This window comes from Erythrobacter cryptus DSM 12079, from assembly GCF_000422985.1.
GTDB lineage: Bacteria > Pseudomonadota > Alphaproteobacteria > Sphingomonadales > Sphingomonadaceae > Erythrobacter > Erythrobacter cryptus.
This window is the reverse complement of record NZ_KE383966.1, coordinates 234,938-258,289: the sequence shown is the minus strand read 5'-3', so window position 1 is coordinate 258,289 and position 23,352 is coordinate 234,938. Positions and strand designations below refer to the sequence as shown.

At 68.0% G+C, this 23,352-nt stretch carries 17 protein-coding genes, 1 tRNA gene and 1 pseudogene; 3 read left to right on the top strand and 16 right to left on the bottom strand.

Translation table 11 applies throughout. The annotated features are described in order from the left end of the window. Positions 1-18: 18 nt before the first annotated feature. The 3 genes from G524_RS0113365 to G524_RS0113355 are packed head-to-tail and all read right to left on the bottom strand — an operon-like array spanning position 19 to position 4,455. Complete coding sequence (locus G524_RS0113365; protein WP_027444141.1) at positions 19-1,488, bottom strand: tryptophan 7-halogenase; 1,470 nt, start codon at positions 1,486-1,488, stop codon at positions 19-21. Continuing rightward, entirely contained in the window at positions 1,485-3,005 is a 1,521-nt protein-coding gene (locus G524_RS0113360; RefSeq protein ID WP_036857990.1) for a tryptophan halogenase family protein, read from the bottom strand. The genes G524_RS0113365 and G524_RS0113360 overlap by 4 nt, the downstream gene beginning before the upstream one ends. Positions 3,006-3,033: 28 nt before the next feature. After that, the gene (locus tag G524_RS0113355; RefSeq protein ID WP_027444139.1) at positions 3,034-4,455 is read right to left on the bottom strand and encodes a sugar porter family MFS transporter; all 1,422 of its coding nucleotides are present in this window, start codon (positions 4,453-4,455) and stop codon (positions 3,034-3,036) included. A 123-nt stretch (positions 4,456-4,578) separates the two neighbouring features. On the opposite strand from G524_RS0113355, the gene G524_RS0113350 reads away from it, so the two are divergent. Beyond that, the gene (locus G524_RS0113350; RefSeq protein WP_036857987.1) at positions 4,579-6,141 is read left to right on the top strand and encodes an aldehyde dehydrogenase (NADP(+)); all 1,563 of its coding nucleotides are present in this window, start codon (positions 4,579-4,581) and stop codon (positions 6,139-6,141) included. 171 nt (positions 6,142-6,312) lie between these two features. Here G524_RS0113350 and G524_RS16745 read toward each other — a convergent pair. Both G524_RS16745 and G524_RS0113335 read right to left on the bottom strand, forming a co-directional pair. Next, a pseudogene (locus G524_RS16745) lies at positions 6,313-7,570 on the bottom strand (IS3 family transposase). Positions 7,571-7,857: 287 nt separating this feature from the next. Beyond that, positions 7,858-7,934, bottom strand: a tRNA-Arg gene (locus G524_RS0113335). Positions 7,935-7,995: 61 nt separating this feature from the next. Between G524_RS0113335 and G524_RS0113330 the strand changes: the two genes are divergently transcribed. Continuing rightward, positions 7,996-8,895, top strand: coding sequence for a queuosine precursor transporter (locus G524_RS0113330; RefSeq protein ID WP_027444136.1), 900 nt, complete (start codon positions 7,996-7,998; stop codon positions 8,893-8,895). On the opposite strand, the gene G524_RS0113325 is transcribed toward G524_RS0113330, so the two are convergent. From G524_RS0113325 to G524_RS16420, 11 genes are all read right to left on the bottom strand, one after another. After that, positions 8,892-10,442 (bottom strand): Ppx/GppA phosphatase family protein, encoded by a 1,551-nt coding sequence (locus G524_RS0113325; RefSeq protein WP_027444135.1) that lies wholly within the window; start codon positions 10,440-10,442, stop codon positions 8,892-8,894. The two genes, G524_RS0113330 and G524_RS0113325, sit on opposite strands and share 4 nt — an antisense overlap. Beyond that, positions 10,439-12,637 (bottom strand): RNA degradosome polyphosphate kinase, encoded by a 2,199-nt coding sequence (locus G524_RS0113320; RefSeq protein WP_156894099.1) that lies wholly within the window; start codon positions 12,635-12,637, stop codon positions 10,439-10,441. The genes G524_RS0113325 and G524_RS0113320 overlap by 4 nt, the downstream gene beginning before the upstream one ends. Before the next feature lie 145 nt (positions 12,638-12,782). Continuing rightward, positions 12,783-13,790, bottom strand: coding sequence for a P-type DNA transfer ATPase VirB11 (gene virB11 / locus G524_RS0113315; RefSeq protein ID WP_027444133.1), 1,008 nt, complete (start codon positions 13,788-13,790; stop codon positions 12,783-12,785). Between the two features lie 28 nt (positions 13,791-13,818). Continuing rightward, positions 13,819-14,970, bottom strand: coding sequence for a TrbI/VirB10 family protein (locus G524_RS0113310; protein WP_245561376.1), 1,152 nt, complete (start codon positions 14,968-14,970; stop codon positions 13,819-13,821). Positions 14,971-15,001: 31 nt separating this feature from the next. After that, on the bottom strand, positions 15,002-15,835 hold the full coding sequence (locus G524_RS0113305) for a TrbG/VirB9 family P-type conjugative transfer protein (RefSeq protein ID WP_051221260.1): 834 nt from the start codon (positions 15,833-15,835) through the stop codon (positions 15,002-15,004). 2 nt (positions 15,836-15,837) lie between these two features. Next, positions 15,838-17,043 (bottom strand): TrbL/VirB6 family protein, encoded by a 1,206-nt coding sequence (locus G524_RS0113300; RefSeq protein ID WP_027444130.1) that lies wholly within the window; start codon positions 17,041-17,043, stop codon positions 15,838-15,840. Continuing rightward, positions 17,040-19,460 (bottom strand): VirB4 family type IV secretion/conjugal transfer ATPase, encoded by a 2,421-nt coding sequence (locus G524_RS0113295; protein ID WP_027444129.1) that lies wholly within the window; start codon positions 19,458-19,460, stop codon positions 17,040-17,042. The genes G524_RS0113300 and G524_RS0113295 overlap by 4 nt, the downstream gene beginning before the upstream one ends. A 34-nt stretch (positions 19,461-19,494) precedes the next feature. Further along, a complete protein-coding gene (locus G524_RS0113290) occupies positions 19,495-19,779 on the bottom strand; it encodes a VirB3 family type IV secretion system protein (protein WP_027444128.1) in 285 nt (94 codons plus the stop codon). 9 nt (positions 19,780-19,788) lie between these two features. Further along, entirely contained in the window at positions 19,789-20,100 is a 312-nt protein-coding gene (locus G524_RS0113285) for a TrbC/VirB2 family type IV secretion system protein (protein ID WP_027444127.1), read from the bottom strand. A gap of 39 nt (positions 20,101-20,139) precedes the next feature. Next, positions 20,140-20,793, bottom strand: coding sequence for a lytic transglycosylase domain-containing protein (locus G524_RS0113280; protein ID WP_051221258.1), 654 nt, complete (start codon positions 20,791-20,793; stop codon positions 20,140-20,142). Between the two features lie 163 nt (positions 20,794-20,956). Beyond that, positions 20,957-21,370 carry a tetratricopeptide repeat protein gene (locus tag G524_RS16420; RefSeq protein ID WP_051221256.1) on the bottom strand — a complete coding sequence of 138 codons (414 nt, stop codon included), beginning with the start codon at positions 21,368-21,370 and terminating at the stop codon, positions 20,957-20,959. Positions 21,371-21,732: 362 nt separating this feature from the next. Here G524_RS16420 and G524_RS0113270 point away from each other — a divergent pair, with 362 nt between their 5' ends. After that, positions 21,733-23,265, top strand: a complete 1,533-nt coding sequence (locus tag G524_RS0113270) for a hypothetical protein (RefSeq protein ID WP_156894098.1) — start codon at positions 21,733-21,735, stop codon at positions 23,263-23,265. Positions 23,266-23,352 lie beyond the last annotated feature (87 nt).

The window sequence follows — 23,352 nt, the reverse complement described above, 5'->3', positions numbered from 1 at the left end:
CAAAACCCAACCGAAGCGCTAGACCCGCACACCAGCGCCAAGCACGCTTGCCAGCCAGGCTTCATAGGGCGGGGCAAAGGCGAGCGCAGCGCGGGCCTCGGCCTCGAAGGCAGCGCGCGCAGCCGCCTCGCCCGGCGCGGCGGTCGCCAGCGCGGCAGGGGGAAGGCCCGGCGCCCAACCCAGCGCGGCGAGCAGAGCGAACTGCTCCTGCCCCAGCAGCGGCATTTCCTCGCGGAAGGGAATGCGCCCGCGCCGGGTGAACTGGTCGATCACCTCGGCGGCTCGGCCCGGCAGGGGCCGCGCGCCAAACACGGCCGCAGCGGCAGGCGCGGCGAAGTGCAGCGCCAGCACCTCGTGCACGCCCTCCATCATCAGCACCGAGCGGCGGTTATATTCGGCGCGCTCATGCGCACAGATGGGCCGGCCGGGCAGCAGCTCGATGAGCAGGGCGAGCTGGCGATGGGCAAGATCGAGGTGGAGCGGCCCCAGCGGCTCGAAGCGCGCTGCCGCATCACCAAGTGCCAAGACATTGCCGAGCCACGGCGCTTGCACCCGGCCCGGGGTGAGGTTCACCATGCCTGTCGCACGGCTGCCCAGCTGCGCCTCCGCCGCCGCGCGGCTGAGCGGCGCCGCGGTGCCGAGCATCAGATGCGTGCCATCACGGCCTGCAACCGCGCTCAGCCAGCCCGCCGCGCCGAGGCTGAGGCGATCCTCGAGCGCGAGGCGCGGCGCGCCGGGAGCAGCCAAATAGACATGGCGCGTGGGCAGGCTTGCCGACCAGTCGATGAAGGCAAAGCGCGGGTGCGCGGCGATGAGCTGGGCGGCAGGCCCGCTGCAATCGATAAAGAGGTCGGCCGCGATAAGGTCGCCTCCGGCAAGACGGATCGCAGCAATCTCATCGCCCGCGCCGGGCGCGATCCCTTCGGGATGGACCGGAACATGGATCACCCCCAGGCCTGCGGCCACCTCGATCAGCAGATCGCGATAGGCAGCCGGGTTCCAGCGCAGCGCATAATCAACCGCCGAGATCGGGGTCGGCTCACCCGGGGGCGGCGGGGCAAAGCGGCCCGCCTCGGCCAGCACCGCGGCAAGACTGAAGGCCGAGGGCGCCCCTTCGCCCGGCAGGCGCACCCGGCCCCAGTTGCGGGCAAAGGCGGTCTTGAGCACGCTTGGCAGGGTCTCGCCATAGGCAAGCAGGCCCTCATGGCCTACACCGCCCCAGCCGGCGAGCCGCGTGACAAGGCGGTAGGAGCCGCCGGCGCGGCGCACCAAGTCGGCCTCGGCAATGCCCAATCGGTCGTGCAGCTTGTTGGTGAAGGGCATGGCGCTGGCCGCATGGTCGGCAAAGGCAGCAGGGCCGGGTGCCTCGCCCACCACCACCACCTCGCATCCCGGCAGCGCCCGGCGCAGCGCGATGGCGGCAAGGATGCCGAGCGGCCCGCTGCCCGCCACCACCACCCGGCGCAGAGGCTGGCGCGGCGCGCTCACGCCGCCTCGGCGAGCCGCGCGGCCTCGCGCGCGAGGTATTCGCGGTGCTCCGGCATGGTCGCCACCTCACCCGCCACGGCAAGGCGCAACCGCTCGCTCGCCCGGGCAAGGGCGTTGGGATCGATCAGCGCCGTGCGCGGATCGTGCGCCTCGGGCAGCAGGCCCTGGCCAATAAAGACCGCGATCCAGCTGGCATCGTAGAACAGCCCGTCGGAATATTTCGCGATCCGGCCTGCCTGCCGCCACAGTTCGAGCTTGCCCGCAAGGCTATCGGGCACCTGCATCGTGCGCACGTGGTTCCAGAAGTCCGAATCGTCGCGGGTGGTGGCGTGGTAATGGAGGATCAGGAAATCGCGTACCCGGTCATATTCCATGTCAACCAGGCGGTTGAACGCATCCCGATCGCGCGGATCGATCACGCCCCCAACCGGGAAAAGCTCGATGAGATAGGTGATCGCCATCTGCGCGAGGTAGATCGAGGTCGATTCGAGCGGCTCGAGAAAGCCGCTGGCCAGCCCCACGCCGATGACATTGTGGCTCCACGAGCGTGTGCGCCGCCCGGGGCGGAACTTCAGGATCCTCGGCTCGGCCAGCGGCGTGCCTTCGGCCGCGGCAAGGATCGCCGCGCAGGCCTCGTCCTCCGACAGGTGGGCGCTGGAGAAGACATAGCCATTGCCCATGCGGTGCTGGAGCGGGATCTGCCAGCGCCACCCGGCGGGCATGGCGGTGGCGGTGGTGTAGGGCCGCAGCTCTGCGCTGGCGTGGGCGCAGGGCATCGCCGCAGCCCGATCGCAGGGCAGCCAATGGGCCCAGTCCTCCCACGCTTCGCCCAGCTCCTGCCCGAGCAGCAGCGAGCGAAAGCCCGAGCAATCAACGAAGAGATCGCCCGCGATCCGGCGCCCATCGGCGAGCACCAGTGCCGTAACATCGCCGCTTGCCCCATCGCGCTCGACCGCCACCACCCGCCCCTCGTGGCGCTCAACCCCAAGGTTAAGGCTGAACTGGCGCATGAAGGGGCCGAAAAGCGTGGCATCGAACTGATAGGCATAGCCATAGGTTGAAGCGAGGCTGTCATCCTCGGCAGGCGGGCGGAAGCGGTTGGCCCGCGCGGCGGCCACCGCGAGCGAATAGTCGCCCAGATCGCGCGCCAGGCCATGGCGCGCAAGCTCGAGCCACCAGTGGTGGAAGCCCACCCCCTGCACCTCCTCGCCAAAGGAGCCGAAGGGGTGGATGTAGCTCTGCCCGATGCGGCCGAAATCGCGAAAGTCGATGCCGAGCTTGTAGGTGGCATGGGTCGCCTTCATGAAGGCGGCTTCGTCAATCCCCAGCCGTTCGACAAAGCTGCGGATGTGCGGCAGTGTCGCCTCGCCCACGCCGACGATGCCGATCTCCTCGCTTTCGATAAGGCTAACGCGGGCAAGCCCCGGCAGCAGCCCGGCAAGCCCCGCCGCAGTCATCCACCCGGCGGTGCCGCCGCCGAGCACGACCACGCGGACAGGGGTCGGCGCCTCGCCCATCACCGGCCCCGGCCCCGCGCGGCTTTGCTCATCCCACCATCTCCTCCAGCTCCTTGCCCTTGGTCTCGGTGATGAAACGCTGGACGAGGAAGAAGCTGATCACCGCGCAGACGGCATAGAAGCTGTAGCTGGCGGCAAGGCCGATCCCGGTGGCCATCACCGGGAAGGTCTGGGCGATGAGGTAATTGGCAAACCACTGGAAGAACCCGGCCACGGCAAGGGCCGAGCCGCGGATCTGGTTGGGGAACATCTCGGCCAGCATCACCCACATCACCGGCCCCCAGCTGACATTGAAGAAGATGACATAAAGATTGGCCGCGACCACCGCCACCGTCCCGAGCGCCGGGGAAAGCACGAGGTTGCCGGCCGCATCAAGCCCGCCCTGGCTGAAGGCATAGACCATCACCAGCAGGCTTGCCGCCATCCCGGCCGAGCCGATCAAAAGCAGCGGCTTGCGCCCGATCCGGTCAATCACCGCGATGGTGACAAAGCAGGCCGCGATCGAGACCGCGCCTGAAAGGATGTTGATGAGCAGCGAGTCGTTTTCGGTAAAGCCCGCCAGCTGCCACAGCGTTGCCCCGTAATAGAAGATCACGTTGATGCCGACGAGCTGCTGGAACACCGCCAGCATGATCCCCACCCACACGATCGCGCGGATGCCGAGGAAGGACGGCGCCCCGGCAGGCGCGAGCACATCGGCAAGCCGCGGGCGGTGATCGGCAGAAAAGCTGGCGCGGATCTCGGCCAGCTTGGTTGCGGCCTCGGCCGGGCCGAACAGGCTGGCGAGCACCTGCGCAGCTTCGCCATGGCGGCCCTTGCCGACGAGATAGCGCGGGCTTTCCGGAATGAAGAACAAGGCCACCAGGAACACCGCGGCAGGCACGGCCTGCATCAGGTACATCCAGCGCCAGGCGGCGATCCCGCCCCACAAGGCCCCGGTCGAATCGCCAGCCGCGGCGGCCAGCGCGTAATTGACGAGAAAGGCCAGCGTCAGCCCGGTGATGATCATCACCTGCTGCACCGTCGTCATCCGCCCGCGGATATGGGCCGGGGCGACTTCGGCGATATAGGCGGGCGAAAGCACGCTCGCCGCGCCCACCGCCATGCCCCCGGCGATGCGTGCAATGAGGAACAGCGTGTGATCGGCGGTCAGCCCCTGCACTAACGCGCCGAGCAGAAACAGCAGCGCGGCGATGCGCATGACATTGCGCCGGCCGAGCTGGTCAGCCAGCGTGCCAGCAAAGAAGGCACCGATGAAGCACCCGATCAACAGCGAGCCAACGGTAAAGCCGAGACCGCCCTCGCTGAGGCCGAAGGCACCTTTCAGCCCTGGCTGGGTGCCGTTCACCGCCCCGCTGTCATAGCCGAACAGCAAGCCCCCAATCGTTGCCACCGCCACGATCGCCGAAATCAGCGCCATGTTGGCGCCTTCGCGCTGTGTCTCCAAGATCCCTCTCCTTTGGCTTGCCGGTTGCAAGCCCTGCCGTTTATGGTAGCGCTACCTTTGACCGAAAAACGCGCTATGGCAAGCCGCGTTTTCACCACGCGGAATCACTTTTCGAGAGGAATGGCAATGCTGACGGGCAAGAATCTGGTTGCGGGCGAATGGCGTTCGGGCGCGCACAGTTACACCGCCATGGCGGCAGCGAGCGGCACGGCGCTTGCCCCCGCCTATGCCGAGGCCAGCGCCGATGACGTTGCCGATGCCTGCGCCGCCGCAGCAGCAGCGCAAGCGACCTACACCGCGCTGCCGCTCAGCGATCGGGCTGCCTTCCTGCGGGCGATTGCCGCGCATATCGAGGCGCTGGGCGACGAGCTCACCGAGCGCGCGATGCTGGAGACCGGCCTGCCCGAGGCGCGGCTGGTCGGGGAGCGCGGGCGTACCGTGGGCCAGCTGCGCCTGTTTGCCGAGGAGGTCGAAAATGGCGGCTGGCAGGGGCTGCGGATCGACCATGCCCTGCGCGAGCGCACCCCGCCCAAGCCCGATCTGCGCATGCGCAAGGTGCCGCTCGGGCCGGTCGCGGTGTTCGGCGCCTCGAACTTCCCGCTCGCCTTCTCGGTCGCGGGGGGGGATACGGCTTCGGCACTGGCGGCGGGCTGCTGCGTCGTGGTCAAGGGCCATCCGGCCCACCCGGGCACGTCCGAACTGGTGGCGGGCGCACTGCTCGCCGCGATCCGCGAGATGGGCCTGCCCGAGGGGGTGTTCTCGCTCCTCGGCGGCACCGATCACGCGCTCGGCGAGACGCTGGTCAAGGATCCGCGGATCGCCGCGGTCGGCTTCACCGGCTCACGCGCCGGGGGGCTGGCCCTGATGCAACATGCCGCCGCGCGCCCGGTGCCGATCCCGGTCTATGCCGAGATGAGCAGCGTCAACCCGGTGCTGCTGCTGCCCCACCGGCTGGAGGAGGCGGCCGAGGCCCTGGCGAGCGCCTATGTCGGCTCGCTCACGCTCGGTGCCGGCCAGTTCTGCACCAATCCCGGAATCGTGCTGGTGCCGGCTGGAGCCGCCGCTGACCGTTTCATCGCCGCTGTGGGCGCAGCGCTCGCCCCGATCGCGGCCCAGACCATGCTGACCGCGGGCATTCTCCAAGCCTATGAAAGCGGCATCGCCGCGATCACGGCCCATGGCGCGCGCCTCGTGGGCACCGGCGCGGCCGGCAGCGGGCCTTGCGGCAAGGCCCATGTCTTTGCCGTCAGCGCCGATGCGTTCCGGCGCCAGCCCGCGCTTGGCCACGAGGTTTTCGGCCCCGTCTCGATCATCGTCACCTGCACCGATATTGACGAGATGGCCGCAATCCTCGCGGCGATGGAGGGCCAGCTCACCGCCACCTTGCACATGGCAGCGCCCGATTATCCCGCGGCGCGCGAATTGCTGCCGATCCTCGAGGCGCGCGCCGGGCGGATCATCGCCAATGGCTGGCCCACTGGCGTCGAGGTGACCCATGCGATGGTGCATGGCGGGCCCTTCCCCGCAACCTCGGACGGGCGCAGCACCTCGGTCGGCACGCTGGCGATCGAGCGCTTCCTGCGCCCGGTGTGCTATCAGGACATGCCCGCCGCGCTGCTGCCCAAGGCCTTGCTCGACGGGCCGAGCGGCGTGCTGCGCCGTATCGACGGGGCCTATGCGATCACCTAGGCGCGGCGGCCGCGACTGCCCCTGACATCATCCCCTCGCATCCTTCGCCCGCATCAGCGGTTGCTTGCTGCTGGACCGCTGCCCGTTATCTGCGCCGAGCGCAAGCGGGTGCTAGGGTGGCAATCAGTGCCGGGCTGGCAAAGACTGACGTGCTCCCCTGATTGTTACCAGTCAGAGGCAGAGTCTCGCTTCTTCATGATGTGTGTTTGATGGGTTGGCAACGTGTCTGGGGGCATGCCCCCAGACACGTTGGCCGGCGATGTCGGCGGGGGTCTTCCCGCCCAGTTTTGAGTGTGGCCTGACCGTATTGTAATCGTACCGCCAGGCGGCGAGGACGAACCGGGCATGGGCCAGCGAGGTGAACAGGGTCTCGTTGAGGCATTCGTCGCGCAGGCGACCGTTGAAGCTTTCCACGACCCCAGGGCGGCGCAGCCAACCCGTTCTGCATCGGCTTGCCGGGCGCGATGTAGTGCCACTCGACCCGTCGCTCCTGCGACCAGCGCAGGATCGCCGACGAGGTGAGTTCGGTGCCATTGTCGCTGACCACCATGTGCGGCTTGCCGCGGCTGCCCATCAGGCTGGTCAGTTCCCGCGCTACCCGAGCACCGGACAGCGATGTATCGGCCACCAGCGCCAGGCACTCCCGCGTATAATCATCGACCACGCACAGGATGCGGAAGCGCCGACCGCAGATCAGGCTGTCGGAGACGGATTCGAAGCGAAGCGGAGAAGGGCGCGCAGCGCCCAACTCGAGGCTCCAACGCTGGTTCGGACCATCCGGCAGCACCATTGGCCTGCGCGTGCCCAGCGCCCGCTTCCGGCCGCCACGGCGCCGCACGCGCAGTCCTTCCTCGCGGTAGATGCGCAGCAGATTCTTGTGGTTGGGGGCGATGCCCTCTCGCGCCAGCAGGTAGCCCAGGCGGCGGTAACCGAACCGACGACGTTCCGCCGCCAGCTCGCGCAGCCGTTGGCGTAGCGCCCCGTCATCGGACCGCGACGGCTCGTAACAGATCACCCTGCGGCTCACACCAACCAATGCACACGCCCCCCATTCGTCTCTTGGGCTCGCTCACCCCGTGATGCTCCCGGGCATGGGCGACGGCTTCCCGCTTGGCGCCGGGCGTTACCATTTTTTGATGCCAGATCGTTGGCTACGCCGCCCTTCGGGTCAGCACGGCATTGTCGAGCATGGCCTCGGCCAGCAGCTTGTTCGCTTCGCGGCCCTTCGGGTCAGCCGCGAGTTCTCCTCCTCGAGCGACCGTAGCCACCGGGCCTCAGACACATCCAGGCCGCCGAACTTCGACTTCCACTTGTAGAACGTTGCCGAGCTGATCCCGTGGCGGCGGCAGACCTCCGCCGTCGCCATCCCCGCTTCCTGCTCCTTCAAGATCGCAATGATCTGCTCTTCGTTGAACCTGCTCCGCTTCATATCGTCCGACTCCTTGCGTCAGACTCTACCAAAAAGCGGTCACATTTCAGGGGAGCACGTCAACAGGTGACCCCTTCTGGCGAAGCCAGACGTGCGTTGGAGTGATCTTTCGCGACCTGCGCCGAGCCTTGCGCGGCGGTTGTTGCACCGATGATCGAGAGACTGCTTTTCCCTCTCTTGGCTCCCGGAAGCTGCTTACCAGCAACCGGCGAGGGAAAGGTCAGAGTTCCCCACCTGTTCGGGGCTGGCGTCCTCGGGGATCTCGGATTTGCCTATTCTCGCAGCGCTGGCGCGCCCGGCAGGACTCGAACCTGCTGCCTCAAGATTAGAAGTCTCGCGCTCTATCCAGATGAGCTACGGGCGCGCGCCGGCTCGCCCCATAGCGCGCTTTGCGGCCCGCGCAAATCGCGCTAACCGGGGCGGCAATGGAAAAGCCCGCCCCCGCCGCCGATCCCGCGCAGGATCCGGCCGCCGCCTTTGACCGCGATCCTGACGACGGGATCATCGCCACCAGCCGAGCGCCGGTTACCTTCCGCTATTATGACCTCGTCATGGCGGCCTTCGTGGCGATCCTGCTGCTTTCGAACCTCATCGGCGCGGCCAAGCTGACCTATGTCGATGTGCCGTTCTGGCCCGATGGCTGGTGGCCCGCGCCCGACGGGGTGTTCATCTACGGCGCCGGGATCCTGTTCTTCCCGCTCGGCTATGTCATCGGCGATGTCCTGACCGAGATCTACGGCTTCGCCCGGGCGCGGCGGGTGATCTGGGTGGGCACGGCAGCGATGGTGTTCCTTGCCTTCATGTCCTGGGTGGTGGTGAGCCTTCCCCCCTTTGACGGCTGGACCTGCAGCGCCAGCGGCTTTGGCGGGCCGCGCCCCATCACCTCCAATCCCGATCCCGCCATTCCCGACGGGGCGATCTGCCAGGAAACCTATGTCAGCGTGTTCGGCAGCACCTGGCGCATCGTGGTGGCCTCGATCAGCGCCTTCTGGGCGGGCGAATTCGTCAATTCCTTCGTCATGGCCAAGATGAAGGTGCTCACCCGCGGGCGGTTCTTGTGGACCCGCACCATCGGTTCGACATTCGTTGGCCAGGGGGTGGACAGCCTGATCTTCTACCCCGTGGCCTTCCTTGGCATCTGGACTCCGCAAGCAGTGGTGACGGTGATGGTCACCAACTGGGCGCTCAAGGTCGCCTGGGAGGCAGCGCTCACCCCGGTCACCTATGCCGTGGTGGCCCGGCTCAAGCGTGCCGAAGGGGTCGATCTGTTCGATCTCGACACCGATTTCTCGCCCTTTGCCACCAGCACGCCGCGCGCCGGCTAGAGCAGGCTCTCATCGGCCACCACCTCGAGGCGCCAGGGAAGGCCGAGGCGCTGCGCGATGAGCTTGATGTCCTTCTCGGTCGGGCTGCCGAACAGGGCGGCGTGGCTTTCGGCAAGGCGCAGCACCAGGGCGCCGCCGTCCACCAGCAGGCGGCTGGCCTCGAGCGAGCGGCGCGACTGGGCACCCAAGCGCCGGGCGAGCCGCAGCGCGAGGCCCCAGCGCACCGCTTCCTCGAGCGCCTCGGGGCACGCCAAGGCGCGTAGCTCGGCCGGCAGGGAAAGCTGGTTGCCATTGGCCGCGATGGCCGCTGCCAGCATCGCCCGGCCCTTGGCATCGATCCCGATCCAGCGTTTGTGCAGCGCCCAATTGATCGCCTGCGGCAGCCGGATATTGGGCTCGATCTGCATGCTGGCGAGCCCGAGCATCGTGGCCGCAAGGCGCAGCCGTTCGCTGCCATGGGTGCGCGCCGGGGCGGCATCGAGCGTCCAGGCCGCCATGCGGGTTGCAAGCGTCGGCTCGGTGCCGCGCTGGCTGGCAAACACCGCCACCCCGGCGAGCAAAGGATCGGCAGCGCGGCTGTGGGCGGGCAGGCGATCATAGATCAGCCCCTCGCGCAGGCCCCAAGACGAGAACACCACCCGCTCCGGCGCCAGGCGCGCCAGCAGCGCCTCGAGCAGCACCGCGGCATCGGGGAGCTTCTCGGCGCGCATCGAGGAAATGCGCTCGCGTCCCTTGAGCGCCTCGACATCGCTGGCGGCAAGCGCCGCGGCAAGCTCACCCGCCGCCGCGGCATCAAGCGCAAAGCCGTGGGGGTCACTGAGCGGCCAACCGCGCGCCGCCATGGCATAGATCGCCATCGCCCGCCAGGTGCCACCCACGAGGTAGAGCGCGCCGTTTTCCGCCGGCAAGCGCGCGGCATCGTCCCACCCGGCCTTGCGGATCGCCCGGTCGAGCGACTTGCGCATCGCGCTGCGTGCGGCCGCGCCCTTGCGTCCGGAAGGCCGATGGTCGGGCAGGCGCAGCGTCCCGAGCGGCAGGCTGCTGGCACCCTCGCAGCGCCCGTCGGCGACCCGCACCAGTTCAAGGCTGCCCCCGCCAAGGTCGGCCACCACGCCGCGCGCCGCGGGGAAGGCGCCGATCACGCCGTGGGCGGAAAGCAGCGCCTCCTCCTCGCCCGAAAGCACCCGCGGCATGAGGCCGATGGCGCGCAGTTCCTCGAGGAAGGCCGGCCCGTTGCTGGCCTCGCGCACCGCGGCGGTGGCCACGGTCTCAATGTCCCTGATGCCGAGATCGGCAAGCAGCAAGGCAAAGCGCCTGAGCCCGCGCAGCGCGAGCGCCATGGCATCCTCGGCCAGCCGCCCGGTGACGGCGATCTCGCGCCCGAGCCGCGCCGTCACCTTCTCGTTGAGCAGCACCGTGGGCGCGCGCATGGCGCCGCCATAGACCACGAGGCGTACCGTGTTCGAGCCGATGTCGATGATCGCGCGCTCAGGCCTGCTGCCCAGAATGGCGCCCTCGCGCTCGGCCCGCCGCCTAGGATAGCTCATCCCACCGCTCCCCGCCGCAGGCTGAGCTTGGGCACCGCCCCGGCCTCGAGCGCCCCGCCGCGGCCCGAAAGCGAGGGGTTGGTCATGAAATAGCGGTGGCAATTGAAGGGCTTTGCTCCCGGCTCGAGCGTGACGCGCGAATAGTGCCCATCGGGGTGCAGCCACCAGCTCTGCTCGGTGTCGAGCATGTTGGCGAGCAGCACCTGCTGGAGCACCTGGTCGTGCACCGTGCGGTTGAGGATCGGGATCAGGGTTTCCACCCGGCGATCAAGATTGCGAGTCATCATGTCAGCAGAGGCGATGAACACCGCGGCGTGAGCGCTGGGCATGGGATGGCCATTGGCAAAGGCATAGATACGGCTGTGCTCCAGAAAGCGTCCGATGATCGACTTGACACGGATATTCTCGGAAAGGCCGGCAATCCCGGGCCTGAGGCAGCAGATCCCGCGCACCACCAGTTCCACCGGCACCCCGGCATTGCTGGCGGCATAGAGCCGGTCGATCACCCCCTCATCGGTGATCTGGTTGCACTTCATCCAGATCGCGGCGGGCCTGCCCTTGCGCGCGTTTTCGATTTCGGCATCGATGCGGGCATAGATCTCCGCGCGCAGATCAATCGGGGCAATGTGCAGCCGCTCGAGCGCGTGCGGCTCGACATAGCCGGTGATGAAATTGAACATCTTGGCCGCATCGCGCCCGAGCTTGGGATCGGCGGTGAAGAAGCTGAGATCGGTATAGATGCGCGCGGTCACCGGATGATAATTGCCGGTGCCGAAGTGGCAATAGGTGCGGAAGGAATCGCCCTCGCGCCGCACCACCATTGCCACCTTGGCGTGGGTCTTCCAGTCGGTGAAGCCGTAGATCACCTGCACGCCCGCACGCTCGAGCTTGCTCGCCCATTTGAGGTTCTGCTCCTCATCGAAGCGGGCCTTGAGCTCGACCACCGCGGTCACCGATTTGCCCGCCTCGGCCGCCTCGATCAGGGCATTGATCACCGCCGATTGGCTGCCGGCACGATAGAGCGTCTGCTTGATTGCCACCACATCGGGATCGGCCGCGGCCTGGCGCAGGAAATCGACCACCACCTCGAAGCTTTCATAAGGGTGGTGGATGATGATGTCCTTCTCGCGGATGGCCGAGAAGGCATCGCCGTCATGCTCGCGAATGCGCTCGGGATAGCGCGGGGTATAGGCATCGAACTTGAGGTCGGGCCGATCCTCGCGCACGATCTCGGCAAGGCCATCAAGGCCGATCATGCCATCGGTCTTGATCACCGCGGCTTCGTTGATGCCCAGCTGTTCGCGCAGCAAGGCTTCGGCCGCCGGATCGAAATCCTCCTCAAGCTCGAGCTGGATCACCTGGCCGCGGCGGCGGCGCTGGATCGCACTGCGGAAGGTGCGCACCAGGTCTTCGGCCTCTTCCTCGATCTCGATGTCGCTGTCGCGCAGCACCCGGAACAGCCCGTCGCCCTGGATGGCAAAGCCGGGAAACAGCGCCGCGGCATAGCGCTGGATGAGCCGCGCGATCGAGATATAGAGCGCGCCGCTGCCCTCGCCGCCGGTTACCGCATCGGGCACCCGCACAAAGCGCGGCAGGGCGCTGGGGATCAGCACCATCTCGATCAGCTGTTCGCCGGTGGCCTCGCGCCGCAGGGTGAAGAGCAGCCCCAGCCCGCCGTTCTGGACGAAGGGGAAGGGATGCGCCGGATCGAGCGCCTGGGGCGTGATCACCGGCAGGATCTCATTGAGGAAGAAGGCCTTGAGCCACTTGTGCGCGGCCGGGCTGACGCGCTGTTCATCGGCAACGTGGATATCGGCAGCGGCCAGCGCGGCGCGCAGCTTGCGCCAGATCGCCTGCTGGCGCTGCGAGAGCCGGACGAGCTGCTCGCGGATCGCGGCCAATTGCTGCGAGGGGCTGCGCCCGTCGATCGAGGGGGTTTCCAGCCCGCGCTGCACCTGGCCCACCAGCCCGGCGACGCGGATCATCATGAATTCATCGAGATTGCTGCCCGAGATCGAGAGGAAGCGCAGCCGCTCGAGCAGCGGATAGGCCTCGTTGTCGGCCTCGGCCAGCACCCGCTGGTTGAATTGCAGCCATGATAGCTCGCGGTTGAAATAGGGCGATTCATCGGGCCCGAGCGCCGCCAGCGGGGCGGCGGGCATGACAGGCTCTGGACCGGTCGGTGACGTGCTCATCGCTTTCCTGCTTCCATGCGGCGCCGCGGGCCGGCCGCGCCGTGCGCCGGCACGCGCATGTGTTCGCTCGCGCGGTCGGTGTAAATCACCTTGCAGGCGCTGTCACACGAATGTCAAATTGTGCGCGCGGGCGACCTCGGGCGGCCTAGAGCAGGCTGCGGCTGTCAGCGATCGCGGCGATCCCGCGCCGCCCGCTGGCATCGCGCCCCAATTGCACGATCACGTCGATCACGCTTGCGGCATAGGCAATGGTGTCGCCGCGCGAGAGGCCAATGCCCGTCTGCATCACCATAAGCGCCAATTGTTCCAGCGCCCCGCGCAAGCTGTTGGCGTGGATGGTGGAGAAGCTGCCCGGGTGTCCGGTGTTGATCGCGCGCAGGAAGCTGACGCTTTCCGCCCCGCGCAATTCGCCGAGCACGATGCGATCGGGTCTCAGGCGCAGCGCCGCCTGGAGCAATTCGTTGGCCGTGACCTTGGCCTCGCCCAGTTCGCCCTTGACCGCAACGAGGCCCACCCCATTCTCGCCCGGGAGCTTCAATTCGGGCGTGTCCTCGACCAGCACCACCCGCTCCTCGCGCGGGATCTCGCCGAGCATGGCATTGAGGAAGGTGGTCTTGCCGGTGCTGGTGCCCCCGGAAATCAGGATCGTGCGCCGCGCCCGGATGGCGGCGCGCAGATAGGCGATCGGCTGGGTCTGGGGATCGGGCAGGTCGCACTGCTGTTCGCCCATCAGCGGGCCGGTATCATAGGCATCGAGCGGCAGGTCGAGCCGGCGGTGGCGACGGATCGCCATCACCCAGTGCCTGCGGCTCGCCGGCGGGCCGCAGAACTGCACCCGCGCGCCATCGGGCAAGGTCGCACCAAGCAGGGGATGCTCGCGGTTGATCCCCTGGTGGCTGATGCGCGCGACCTGTTCAGCCAGGCGCTGCACCAGCCGATCATCGATCTCGGGGGTCTCGATCCGCTGCATCCCCGGGTTGGCGGCATCCTCGATCCACACCTCGCCCGGGCGGTTGACCATGATCTCGGTGATGGTGTCGCGCTCGAGCCAGCGGCGAAAAGGCGCCAGATAGGCCTCGAGATAGACGCTGCGCTCGGCCATGCCCGCGCGCGCGGCGGCGCTCTCGGCCTCCTCCGGAATGCCTGTCGCCATCAGCCGGTGAATCTCCCCGGGCACAGGATCAGTTGCCCACCGTGCTGAAATCAAGATCGCGCGCGGTGAACACCCGGATCGGCTCGCCCATGCGCACGCGGATCGTGGGGCTGATCTGCCCCTGCGATTGCACCGCGCTGCTGGCAGCGTTCTGCGCCCCGCCGGCGACGATCACCCCGCCGACCCCGCCGGTCGCCACCGCGCCGAGCCCGCCCACCACCGAAAGCAAGAGGCCCGAGCCGAAGCGCTTGAAGAAGTGGCTGTTGACATCGCCCTCAAGCCCGGTGGTGCCGTCAAAGGCCACCGCGGGCGAAGCTAGGTTGATCGAGGCGCCATCGGGGCGAATGAGCCGCGTCCAGATCACATAGGCGCGGCGCTGGCCCTGCTGCACGCCCGACTGGTATTGTCCGATGAGACGCGAGGAGCGCGGGATCAGCACGCGCTTGCCATCAAAGCTGCGCACGTCCTGGCTCACCACCGCGCGGACATAGCCGGGCACGTCGGTGTTGATCGCGGTCTCAAGGATCGCGGGGATCAGCGTGCCCTCGGTCACGGTGGTGGAAGGATTGGTCATCGGCCGGGCCTGCGCCGGCGCGCCGCCGACCCCGCCGATGCGGCTGGCAAAGGCCGCCGCGCTGCCGGTCCCGGCCACATCGCCCGCAGCCCCGCCCGGCGCAGGCGCCGCAACCGGCGCTTCGGCAAGCCGCGGGGCGCTGCGCGCGGCGGTGCCATCGAAAATGAGGCTCGGGCTGTCGAAGGGATTGGCTGCGGGGGCCTGGGCAAACCCGGGCTGGTTGGCGAGCACCGGGGCGGGCGCCGGATCGGGCTGCGGCGCAACCGGCGCAGCCCCGGGCGCCTGTGCCGGATCGGCCACCGGCTGCACCGGCGCGGGCACGGCGGCTGCCTGCGGCGCGGCCACATTGGGGTTGCCGATCCCCTGCGGCGTGGGCGTGCGCGCGGCGTTCATCGCCCAGAAGGTGACCGCGCCGAGCAGGCCGACGATCGCCACGCCGGCGGCAAGGCCCAGCCCGTCACCCCGCGCCCGGCGCTCGGTGACCGCGGGGAAGGCCGCGCGGCTGGCAAGGTCGATGATCTCGGCCGATTCGCGCTCGCGCGGATCGACCAACTCGCTGCTGCTTCCATCGCCCTTCTTCGGCGGCAAACGCATGGCAAGGCGCATCACTTGGTCTCCCTGGCGGATCGGTGGCGGATCATGAACCCTTGCGTGCCCTTTCGGCGGGCGTGCTCAGCCCGGCGGCGCGCGCCGCGGGCGGCATCGGGCCGGTGTTGGTCAGCGTGGCGGTGTCGCGGCCCGAGCGCAGGATGATCTGCGGCGGCACGCCTTCGACCACCACGGTTTCGCCGCGCACGGTGAAGTTGACCGGGCCTTCCTCGCCCGCGGCATTGGTGACGAGGATCGCCGGGATCGGGGCACCCGCAGGCCAGGTGAGGAACACCGCCTCGCCATCATCAAAGGCCCGCAGCGGCAGCAATTCGCGCGCGCCAGCGCTGGCCCAAGCAAAGTTGAGGCTGGCCGGATCGGCGACGGCAAAGCGATCGCTTGCCGCGGCCATCTCCTCCGGGCTCGCCCTGGCGCGCAGGGCTTCGGCCTCGGCCTCGGCGGCAGCAGCAAGGCGCGCTTCCTCCTCGGCCTTCTCGAGATCGGGATAGCGGAACTGGAGCACGTAGAGCGGCGCGTTCTTCGGGCTGGCGACGAGATCGAAAAGGTAGGTGCGCTTGCTCGTCACCACCGTCATGTTGGTGCGCGCCGCCGGCTCGAGCGGCTTGACGAACAGGATCGTCTGCGCGCGGTTGGGCTGCACCTGCCAGGCGGTGCTGTCGCCGATGGCGACATTCTCGATCATCTCGTCGGGGGCAAACTTGATGGTGGTCTGCACCTTCACCCGCCCGTCGATGCGCACCACCGTGCCTTCGTCGAACACGCGGGTCTGCAGGCGTGCATCCTCGCTGGCGGCGGGGGTGGCGAACGCGAGCGCGGCGGCGGTGAGTGAGGGCATCAGCGCAAGGCCGAAGGCACGGGGCATGATCAAGTCTCCGAAGGGTTCCTGGGCGCCGGCGCGCGCAGCGGGGCAGCCGAGGCCAGCGGCGGGGCCGAGCGGAAGCGGTTGCCGATCCCGCGGGTACGCGAGGCGGCAGGATTGAGCGGCACCACCTGCCCGCTCTCGCCCGTGGTGGCATAGACGCGGGTCTCGCGCCGGATGGTGGCATCGGGCGCGGTGTCATTGGCGGCCACCACCGCCGCAGCGGGCGCGATGTCGGTGCGGCGCGGGCCGGGCGCCGTCGCCACCGGAGCCGCGGAGACGCGCGCGCCCGCGCCAGCTGCCGCAAGGCTGGCAGGGGCAGCGCGCGGCGGCTCGGCTGAAGCTGCGCGCTCCTTGCCCGGGGCAAGGCCGAAGACCTGCCAGCCCGCCACCATTACCGAGGATACCTTGAGCGCCATCAGCATCAGCGCCACGTGCACTGCGCCGACGAGGAAAAAGGCCATCGCCGCCTGCTGGTCGATCTTGCCCGGCACCGCCACCAGCGCCGCCAGGATCGGCACCGCCATCTCGAGCATGATGGTGCCGCCCAGCACCGCAAACAGTGGGGCGAGCGCCAGCATCACCAGCCCCTTGAGCCAGCCGGCAAACAGCCCGCGGGTGCCCTCGAACAGCGCCAGCACCACGAAGATCGGCCCCACCGCGAGCAGCAGTGCGAGGCCAATCCGGGCGGTCACCAGCAGGCCCACCGTGCCCAGCAGCAGCAGCATCGCCCCCAGCCACATCATGCCGGGCGGGGAGAAGGCATTGATATCCTTGGTGTCTCCACTTGCCTGCTGGATCGCGAGGAAAACCACGTCGAGCTTCTGCGCGAACACCGCCGTCGCGCTTTGGCCGCGCGTGCCGGTGAGAATGCCGGCGATCTGGTCCGGCCCGCCGATAAAGAGATTGTAGAACACCGTCGAAAAGGCGACAAAACTGGTGGCAAAGGTGAGCACCAGCCCCAGCGTCATCATCTTGGGCAGCAGCGCGCGCACCGAAAGGTTGGCGCGGCCGAGCATCAGCGAAATGCCGAAGAAGCCGACATAGAGCCCGAGCAGAAGCGTCAGGGCAAAAGCGAGCTGGCCTTCGGTGCCGAACAGGCGGTTGAAGGCCTGTTCGGAAACCCCGCTGGCGATGCAATCGACCGCGGTCAGCGCCGCGGAGACCCCGGTGCCCATCGCCTGGGCGGCCATGTCGCAGCTGGTGCTCATTCGGCTGCCTGCCACAAGCTCTCATCCTCCGCCTGCGTGCCATCGGGCCACGGCTTGCCGGTGAGCGCAGGATACCAGGCCGAGGGCGCATCGCCCAGCGCCTCGCGCAACAGATCAAGCCGCCGCACCGCGCTTTCACGGCCAGAGAGGATGGTGAGCACCTCGGGCGCGCCCGACAGGTCGAGCCGCACCACCACGCTCGCATCGGGCTGACGCACCAGGAAGCAGCGCGAATGGGCCGGCAGGCTGCGGATCAGCGCCAGTTCGTGCGCGGTCAGGCCAAAGCCGTCGCAATAATCCTCTGGCCGCGCGCGGCTGTTGGGCATGAAGATCATCGTCGCGGTTTGCTCGACAAGCGCGGTCGCGATCCGGCTGTCGAGCGCATCGCGCGCGCTTTGCGTGGCAAAGCCGACGAGCGCGTTGCGCTTGCGCAGCGTCTTGAGCCAGTCGCGGATGCGCGCGGCGAAGACCTCGTCATCGAGCGCCTTCCAGCCCTCATCAATGAGGATCATCGTCGGCTGCCCATCGAGCCGCTCGTCGATGCGGTGAAAGAGATACATCATCACCGGTGTGCGCAGCCGCGGGCTTTCCAGAAGGGCGGTCATGTCGAAGCCGAGCACGCGCTCGGAAAGGTCGAGCCGGTCGCGCGCGTTGTCGAACAGCCAGGCATGTTCGCCCTCACCGATCCAGGCGCCGAGCCGGTCTGCAAGGTCGCCCGGCTCGGGCCGCCGGGCACCGGCGAGCAGTTCCTTGAAGTGCCGCAGCCGCCGCAACCGCGGATCGTTGGCATAGGTGGCATCGACCGCCGCGGCGATGGTGGCAAGCTCCTCCGGCCCTTCCGCCTTGAGCAGCACGCCGAGCCAGTCGCGCAGGAAGGCGCGGTTGGCCGGGCTGTCGGGCAAGGCCAGCGGGTTGAAGCCGGTGGGCTGGCCCGGGGCGATACGGTCATAGCGCCCGCCGATCCCGCGGATGAACAGCTCGGCGCCGCGATCCTTGTCGAACAGGATGGTGCGCGGCGCAAACTTCTGCGCCTGGGCGGCAAGGAAGTTCATCACCACGGTCTTGCCCGAGCCCGAGGGGCCGATCACGGTGAAATTGCCAAGATCGCCGTGGTGGAAATTGAAGAAGAACGGGGTGGCGCTGGTGGTCTCGAGCAGGGTGACCGCATCGCCCCAGTCATTGCCGCTCGCCTGGCCCAAGGCAAAGCCGTGGAACGAGCCGAAGCCTGCCATGTTGGCCGAGGAAATCAGCGCGCGGCGCACGATATATTCCTCGTTGCCAGGGAACTGCGCCCAGAAGGCAGGTTCAAGATTGGTGTCCTCGCGCACCGCGATCGCGCCGGTATCGGCCAATGCCGCCGCGCAGGCGGCCATGGCATCATCGAGCCGCGGCAAGGTCTTCTCGCGCACCAGCACGGTGAGGTGATGGTCGCCAAAGCCCACCGCCCCATTGCCCAGCGCATCGCGCGCGGCGAGCATCTCGGCCCGTTCGGCCGCGGCCTCCTCATCGACCGAGCGCGAGCGCCTGAGCGCCAGGTCGATGCGCTCCTTGGCGGTGGTGCGCTCGTTGGGGGCATAGGTCTCGGTCACCACCATCTCGAAGGGCAGGCGCAGGAGATTGTCGAGCAAGCCCGGCGAGGTCGCCTCGGGATAGTCTTTAAGGCCAAGGATGGCGGCAAAATCGGGCGCGGCGCTCCCCCGCAGTTCCATCGCATCAAGGCCAAATGAGGCGCGGCGATAGGGCAGCATGTGGCCGATATCGGTTTCGGGCGCGGGGCGCCGCACCGGGCGCATCTCGCCGTTGTAGAGCGCCGAGAGCAGCTCGAGCATTTCCGAATTGGTGCCGCTGCTGCCCGGCGCCTGATAATCGCCCAGCACCGCGGCGCCATAGTTCTGCAGGCTGGCCACGATCCCGGTGATCGCCGCCTTGAGGCTGCGCAGATCGCGCGGATCAGGCTCCAGCTCCTCCGCGGCGGCCCGGCTGAAGAGCTTGGAAAGCCGTTCGGGCAGGCCGGTCTTGCCGCGCGCCGGGCGGCGGATGAGGGTGATGAACTGGTCGTTGATGAACAGCGATCCGCCGGCAAGGCGCTGCTTCCAGCGCGCATCGATATGGCGGCTGAGCGGATCGGGAAATTCGGCCTCAAGCTCCACCTCCACCCGGCGGCGGATGACATGGTGATAGAGCACGAAGCGCGCATCGAGGGTGCTCCGCAGCATCACCTCGCGGGTGGCGGCATGGGCGTTGAGCGCGTCCGAATCCTCGGTCTCGAACAAGAGGCCAGGGACCTGGATCGCGCTCATCACGCTGCCATCGCGCAAGAGCACGGTGTGCTCGTCGATCAGGCGGGCATAGGGCAGGCGGTCGCCCACCTTTGCCTCCTTGGCGCTCCAGGCGGCAGGTCCAATCCATTTTACCATGTCCGGCCCTCCTTGGCGCGGCGACGTGCGGGCGTCATGGCGCGTAGCTGTTGCAGCCCCAGCGGCGGTAATTGGGCACGCGCGGGCATTTCGACACCTTGGTGATCCACAGATCAAAGATGCGCGGCTCGCGCAGCGAAGCGAAATAGCCGATCACGTGCATCACGATCGGCACGGGGATGATCCAGAAGCTCTTGAGCATCAGGAAGGCGATGGTCGTCACCATCAGGTTGATGATGAAGAAATTCATCGTCACCCCCGCAAACATCTGCGGGCGGGTGAGCGCGCGGTGCACCGGATGGCGGACAAGCTCGCTCATCGCTCTGCCCTAGCCCGCGGCCGCCTGGATGCCGGCGACGATGGTGGTGGCGCCGAACAGGATGAACACGCCGATGATGACGGTAGCGCCAAAGCGCCAGTTCATCCGCCCGGTCAGCATCATGAAGCCGATCGCGGCCACCGCCATCACCGCGATGGTGGTGGCGACGGTGCCGAGCAGCGTGCCCTGGAGCCACAGCAGCGCGGCATTGATCGGGCCGGAGCCGGCCGGATCGGCCCCCTGGGCAAGCGCCGCGCCCGGGCTGGTGGCAAGCGCAGCCAGAAAGGCAAGGCGGGCGGGAAGGCGAAGATTGGGCGTCATTATCGGGTCAAGGTCCTTGGCTTGGCGGCGCGGGCCGCCCTATCGGGCGGCCAGGCGCGCATGGTTGGAAAGCCGCCCCATGATGGCAGCGACATAGAGCTTGGTCTCGCGGATATTGGGAATGCCGCCCGAACGGAGCACCCGCCCCGGGCCGGCGTTGTAGGCGGCGAGCGCCTTTTCAAGATCGCCATCGAAGCGATCAAGCTGTTCGCGCAGGTAGCGCGCCCCGCCCTCGAGATTGGCGAAAGGATCATCGGGATCGACCCCGAGATAACGCGCCGTGCCCGGCATCAGCTGGGCAAGGCCCCGCGCCCCCACCGGTGAAACCGCATTTTCGTTCCAGCGGCTTTCCTGCCACACCAGCGCCTCGAGCAGGCTGGGGGAAAGATCAAAGCGCGCGGCAAGTTCGTGGATCTTGGCGGCATAGCGCACCGGCACCCCGGCGGCATGGCGCGCCGGATCGGAGACGGCGATTTCGGGCGCGATCTCGGGCGCGACGGGCGCGTCGCGCGGCGTGGGCGCAGCTGGCATGGCCGCATCGGCGCTGGAGCCAGCGGCGTTCTGCCCGGCGCGCGGGCCTGCCACCCAGCGCGCTTCGCCGCCGCCCAGTTCGAGCACGTCGGCCCGGGCCTCGACCGCCAGGGCAAGCAGCATGGCAAGTGTGGTGACGCGGCAAGCCGCGGCGAGAATCATGTCTCGGCCCTCCAGAATGTCCTCCTTTGTCTATCGTAAATGACACAGAGGTGACAGTCTCTGGAAAGCCGGGACATGCGCGCCAAAGGCTTAACCGCCTCGCATTTCGCGCAAGACCGCGAAAACTTGCGCCTTGGGCGGGCCCGGTGCGGCCCGGTGCGGCTTACTGGTCGCGGTAGGTGAGCTGGCCCGCGGGAGCGGCTGCCGGGCGCAATTCGCCGCGTTCGAGCATCTTGAGCGCGCGGCGCGCGAGCCGGCGCGAATCGGTGGTGGTGCCATCGGCGGTCTGAAGCTCGACCACCTCGGGGCAGGCGAGCGCCTGGGCAAAGGCGGCGCGCGCCTTTTCCTCATCGCCTGCATGGGCATAGGCGATACCGAGATTGATCAGCACCGCGGCATCGCCGGGATCGGCGGCGCTGGCCCGCTCGAGCACCGCGATCGCCTCGCGCGTCCGGCCGGCGGCCAGCGGCCTCGTGGCAAGCGCGCCCGCGCCATCAGGGCTCTGCAGCTGCGCGCTCGCAGCCACGGGCGAAGGGGCGACGGCGACAAGCGCCAGGGCAAGGGCAGTCACGATCATCGGCAAGGCTCCTCCATCTGTGCGGAGCATCATGCCTCAGTCAGGTTGTCGATGCAACAAAACCGTAACAATGTCTTTTTTCTGTAATCTACAATATCATCTCATTGTATTTGCTTATATCTTTCGTGACACCGCCGGACTGCGGGCGCGCCGGGCGGTGGGCGAAAATGGTCATATTTGTCTTTCTTCGGTCATATTGACCGGTTTGCAACACGCCTGTCATGCTGCAAGAATTCTGTCACGCGAGCCCCCTAGCGAGCGTCGCTGCGCACCATCCTGACCGCGCCTAACTCGATTCTCGGCTTTTGAGGGGACCGCTCGCTGTGAAAAACATTCAACGCACTTTGATCCTGGGTTGCAGCTTGGTCGCTCTGGCTGGCTGCGGCGCGGACGAGATCGTCTCGCCGGGCACCGGCGGCAACATCATCATCAACAACCCGCCCGCGCCGACCCCGACGCCGACCCCGACGCCGACGCCGACCCAGTCGCTGGTCACGCCCGCGGCCGGCTGCCCGACCATCGCCACCCCCGGCGGCCTCACCGATGCGGGCACCATCAGCGGCCCGACCGGCACCTATCGCGTGTGCAAGCTGCCCGCGCGCTTCACCACCAATGACCTGCTGCCCTATATCCGCGGGCTGCTCTACCAGATCGAGGGCCGTGTCGATGTCGGCAATGACCGCGGCTTTGCCGGCACCACCGGCACCGCGGTCACGCTCACCGTCGAGCCGGGTGTGATCTTCTTCGCGCAGCAGGATTCCTTCCTGGTGGTCAACCGCGGCAACCAGATCCAGTCGAACGGCACCGCCGATCGCCCGATCATCTGGACCAGCCGCGACAACATCATCGGCCTTGCCAACGACAACAGCCAGCAGCAGTGGGGCGGCGTGGTGCTGCTCGGCACCGCGCCGGTGTCCGACTGCCGCGACGGGGTGTTCAACACTGCGGGCAACCCCAACAACAACCCGACCTGCGAAGGCCGGCTCGAGGGCGCGGCGACGCTCACCCCCTTCGGCGGCAATACGCCGACCAACAACGCCGGTTCGTTCCGCTTCAATCAGATCCGCTTCTCCGGGTTTGAACTTGCTCCCAACAACGAGCTCCAATCGCTCACCACGGGCGGTGCGGGTTCGGGCACGGTGATCGAGAACTTCCTCTCGTTCAACAGCTCGGATGACGGGCTCGAGTTCTTCGGCGGCGGGTTCAACGCGCGCAACTTCGCGATCATCGGCGCTTCGGACGATTCGCTTGACGTTGATACCGGCGCGCTCGTCAACCTCGACACCGTGATCGCAGTGCAGCGCTCGGGCACTGGCGACCGCCTGATCGAGCTTGATTCGCCCAATGTCTCGGACCGCACTCCCTCGAACGCGATCCCGCAGACCCGTTTCCAGCTCAACAACTTCACCTTCGTGGCCCGTTCGGGTGCGCCGATGGTGGTGCAGGCCCGCGGCGGGGCAGCGCTCAGCCTCACCAACGGGGTGATCCGCGCAGGCACCAACCAGTGCTTCCAGATCGACGAGCCGGAAACCCTGGCCGCGCTGATCGGGGTAGATTCAGTGGTCGGCAACTGCCCGGCGACCGATCCGATCCGCGGCGGCGCGGGCGTGACCAACGCCCAGGCGGCCGCTGCGGTCAATGGCGGGACCAACAACAATTTCGCCTTCACCATCACCCTTACCAACAATGTGGTGAACGGCGATGGCGAGAACGGGCGCACCCCGTTCGCGGCCAATTCGCGCTCGACCTTCTTCCCCAACCGCGCCTTCATCGGCGCGATCCAGAATGCCGCGGCGCTGACCACCACCTTCGGCAACTGGACCTGCAACTCGTCGATCCAGAACTTCGACAGCGCCACGGGAGCCTGCACCTCGCTGCCGGTCTATCCGGCCTGAGCCGCAGGCTCGACATGCACGGGGGGCGAGGCCGCATCACGGTGCAGCGCCTTGCCCCCCTTCGCCGCTTTCCTCGCGCGGCTGCCA

Bases quoted from the DNA above. Each gene is read 5' to 3' on its own strand.
- G524_RS0113360 (WP_036857990.1), bottom strand. From the start codon at position 3,005: ATGGGCGAGGCGCCGACCCCTGTCCGCGTGGTCGTGCTCGGCGGCGGC.
- G524_RS0113350 (WP_036857987.1), top strand. From the start codon at position 4,579: ATGCTGACGGGCAAGAATCTGGTTGCGGGCGAATGGCGTTCGGGCGCG.
- G524_RS0113330 (WP_027444136.1), top strand. From the start codon at position 7,996: ATGGAAAAGCCCGCCCCCGCCGCCGATCCCGCGCAGGATCCGGCCGCC.
- G524_RS0113325 (WP_027444135.1), bottom strand. From the start codon at position 10,442: ATGAGCTATCCTAGGCGGCGGGCCGAGCGCGAGGGCGCCATTCTGGGC.
- G524_RS0113320 (WP_156894099.1), bottom strand. From the start codon at position 12,637: ATGAGCACGTCACCGACCGGTCCAGAGCCTGTCATGCCCGCCGCCCCG.
- virB11 (WP_027444133.1), bottom strand. From the start codon at position 13,790: ATGGCGACAGGCATTCCGGAGGAGGCCGAGAGCGCCGCCGCGCGCGCG.
- G524_RS0113310 (WP_245561376.1), bottom strand. From the start codon at position 14,970: ATGCGCCTTGCCATGCGTTTGCCGCCGAAGAAGGGCGATGGAAGCAGC.
- G524_RS0113305 (WP_051221260.1), bottom strand. From the start codon at position 15,835: ATGCCCCGTGCCTTCGGCCTTGCGCTGATGCCCTCACTCACCGCCGCC.
- G524_RS0113300 (WP_027444130.1), bottom strand. From the start codon at position 17,043: ATGAGCACCAGCTGCGACATGGCCGCCCAGGCGATGGGCACCGGGGTC.
- G524_RS0113295 (WP_027444129.1), bottom strand. From the start codon at position 19,460: ATGGTAAAATGGATTGGACCTGCCGCCTGGAGCGCCAAGGAGGCAAAG.
- G524_RS0113290 (WP_027444128.1), bottom strand. From the start codon at position 19,779: ATGAGCGAGCTTGTCCGCCATCCGGTGCACCGCGCGCTCACCCGCCCG.
- G524_RS0113285 (WP_027444127.1), bottom strand. From the start codon at position 20,100: ATGACGCCCAATCTTCGCCTTCCCGCCCGCCTTGCCTTTCTGGCTGCG.
- G524_RS0113280 (WP_051221258.1), bottom strand. From the start codon at position 20,793: ATGATTCTCGCCGCGGCTTGCCGCGTCACCACACTTGCCATGCTGCTT.
- G524_RS16420 (WP_051221256.1), bottom strand. From the start codon at position 21,370: ATGATCGTGACTGCCCTTGCCCTGGCGCTTGTCGCCGTCGCCCCTTCG.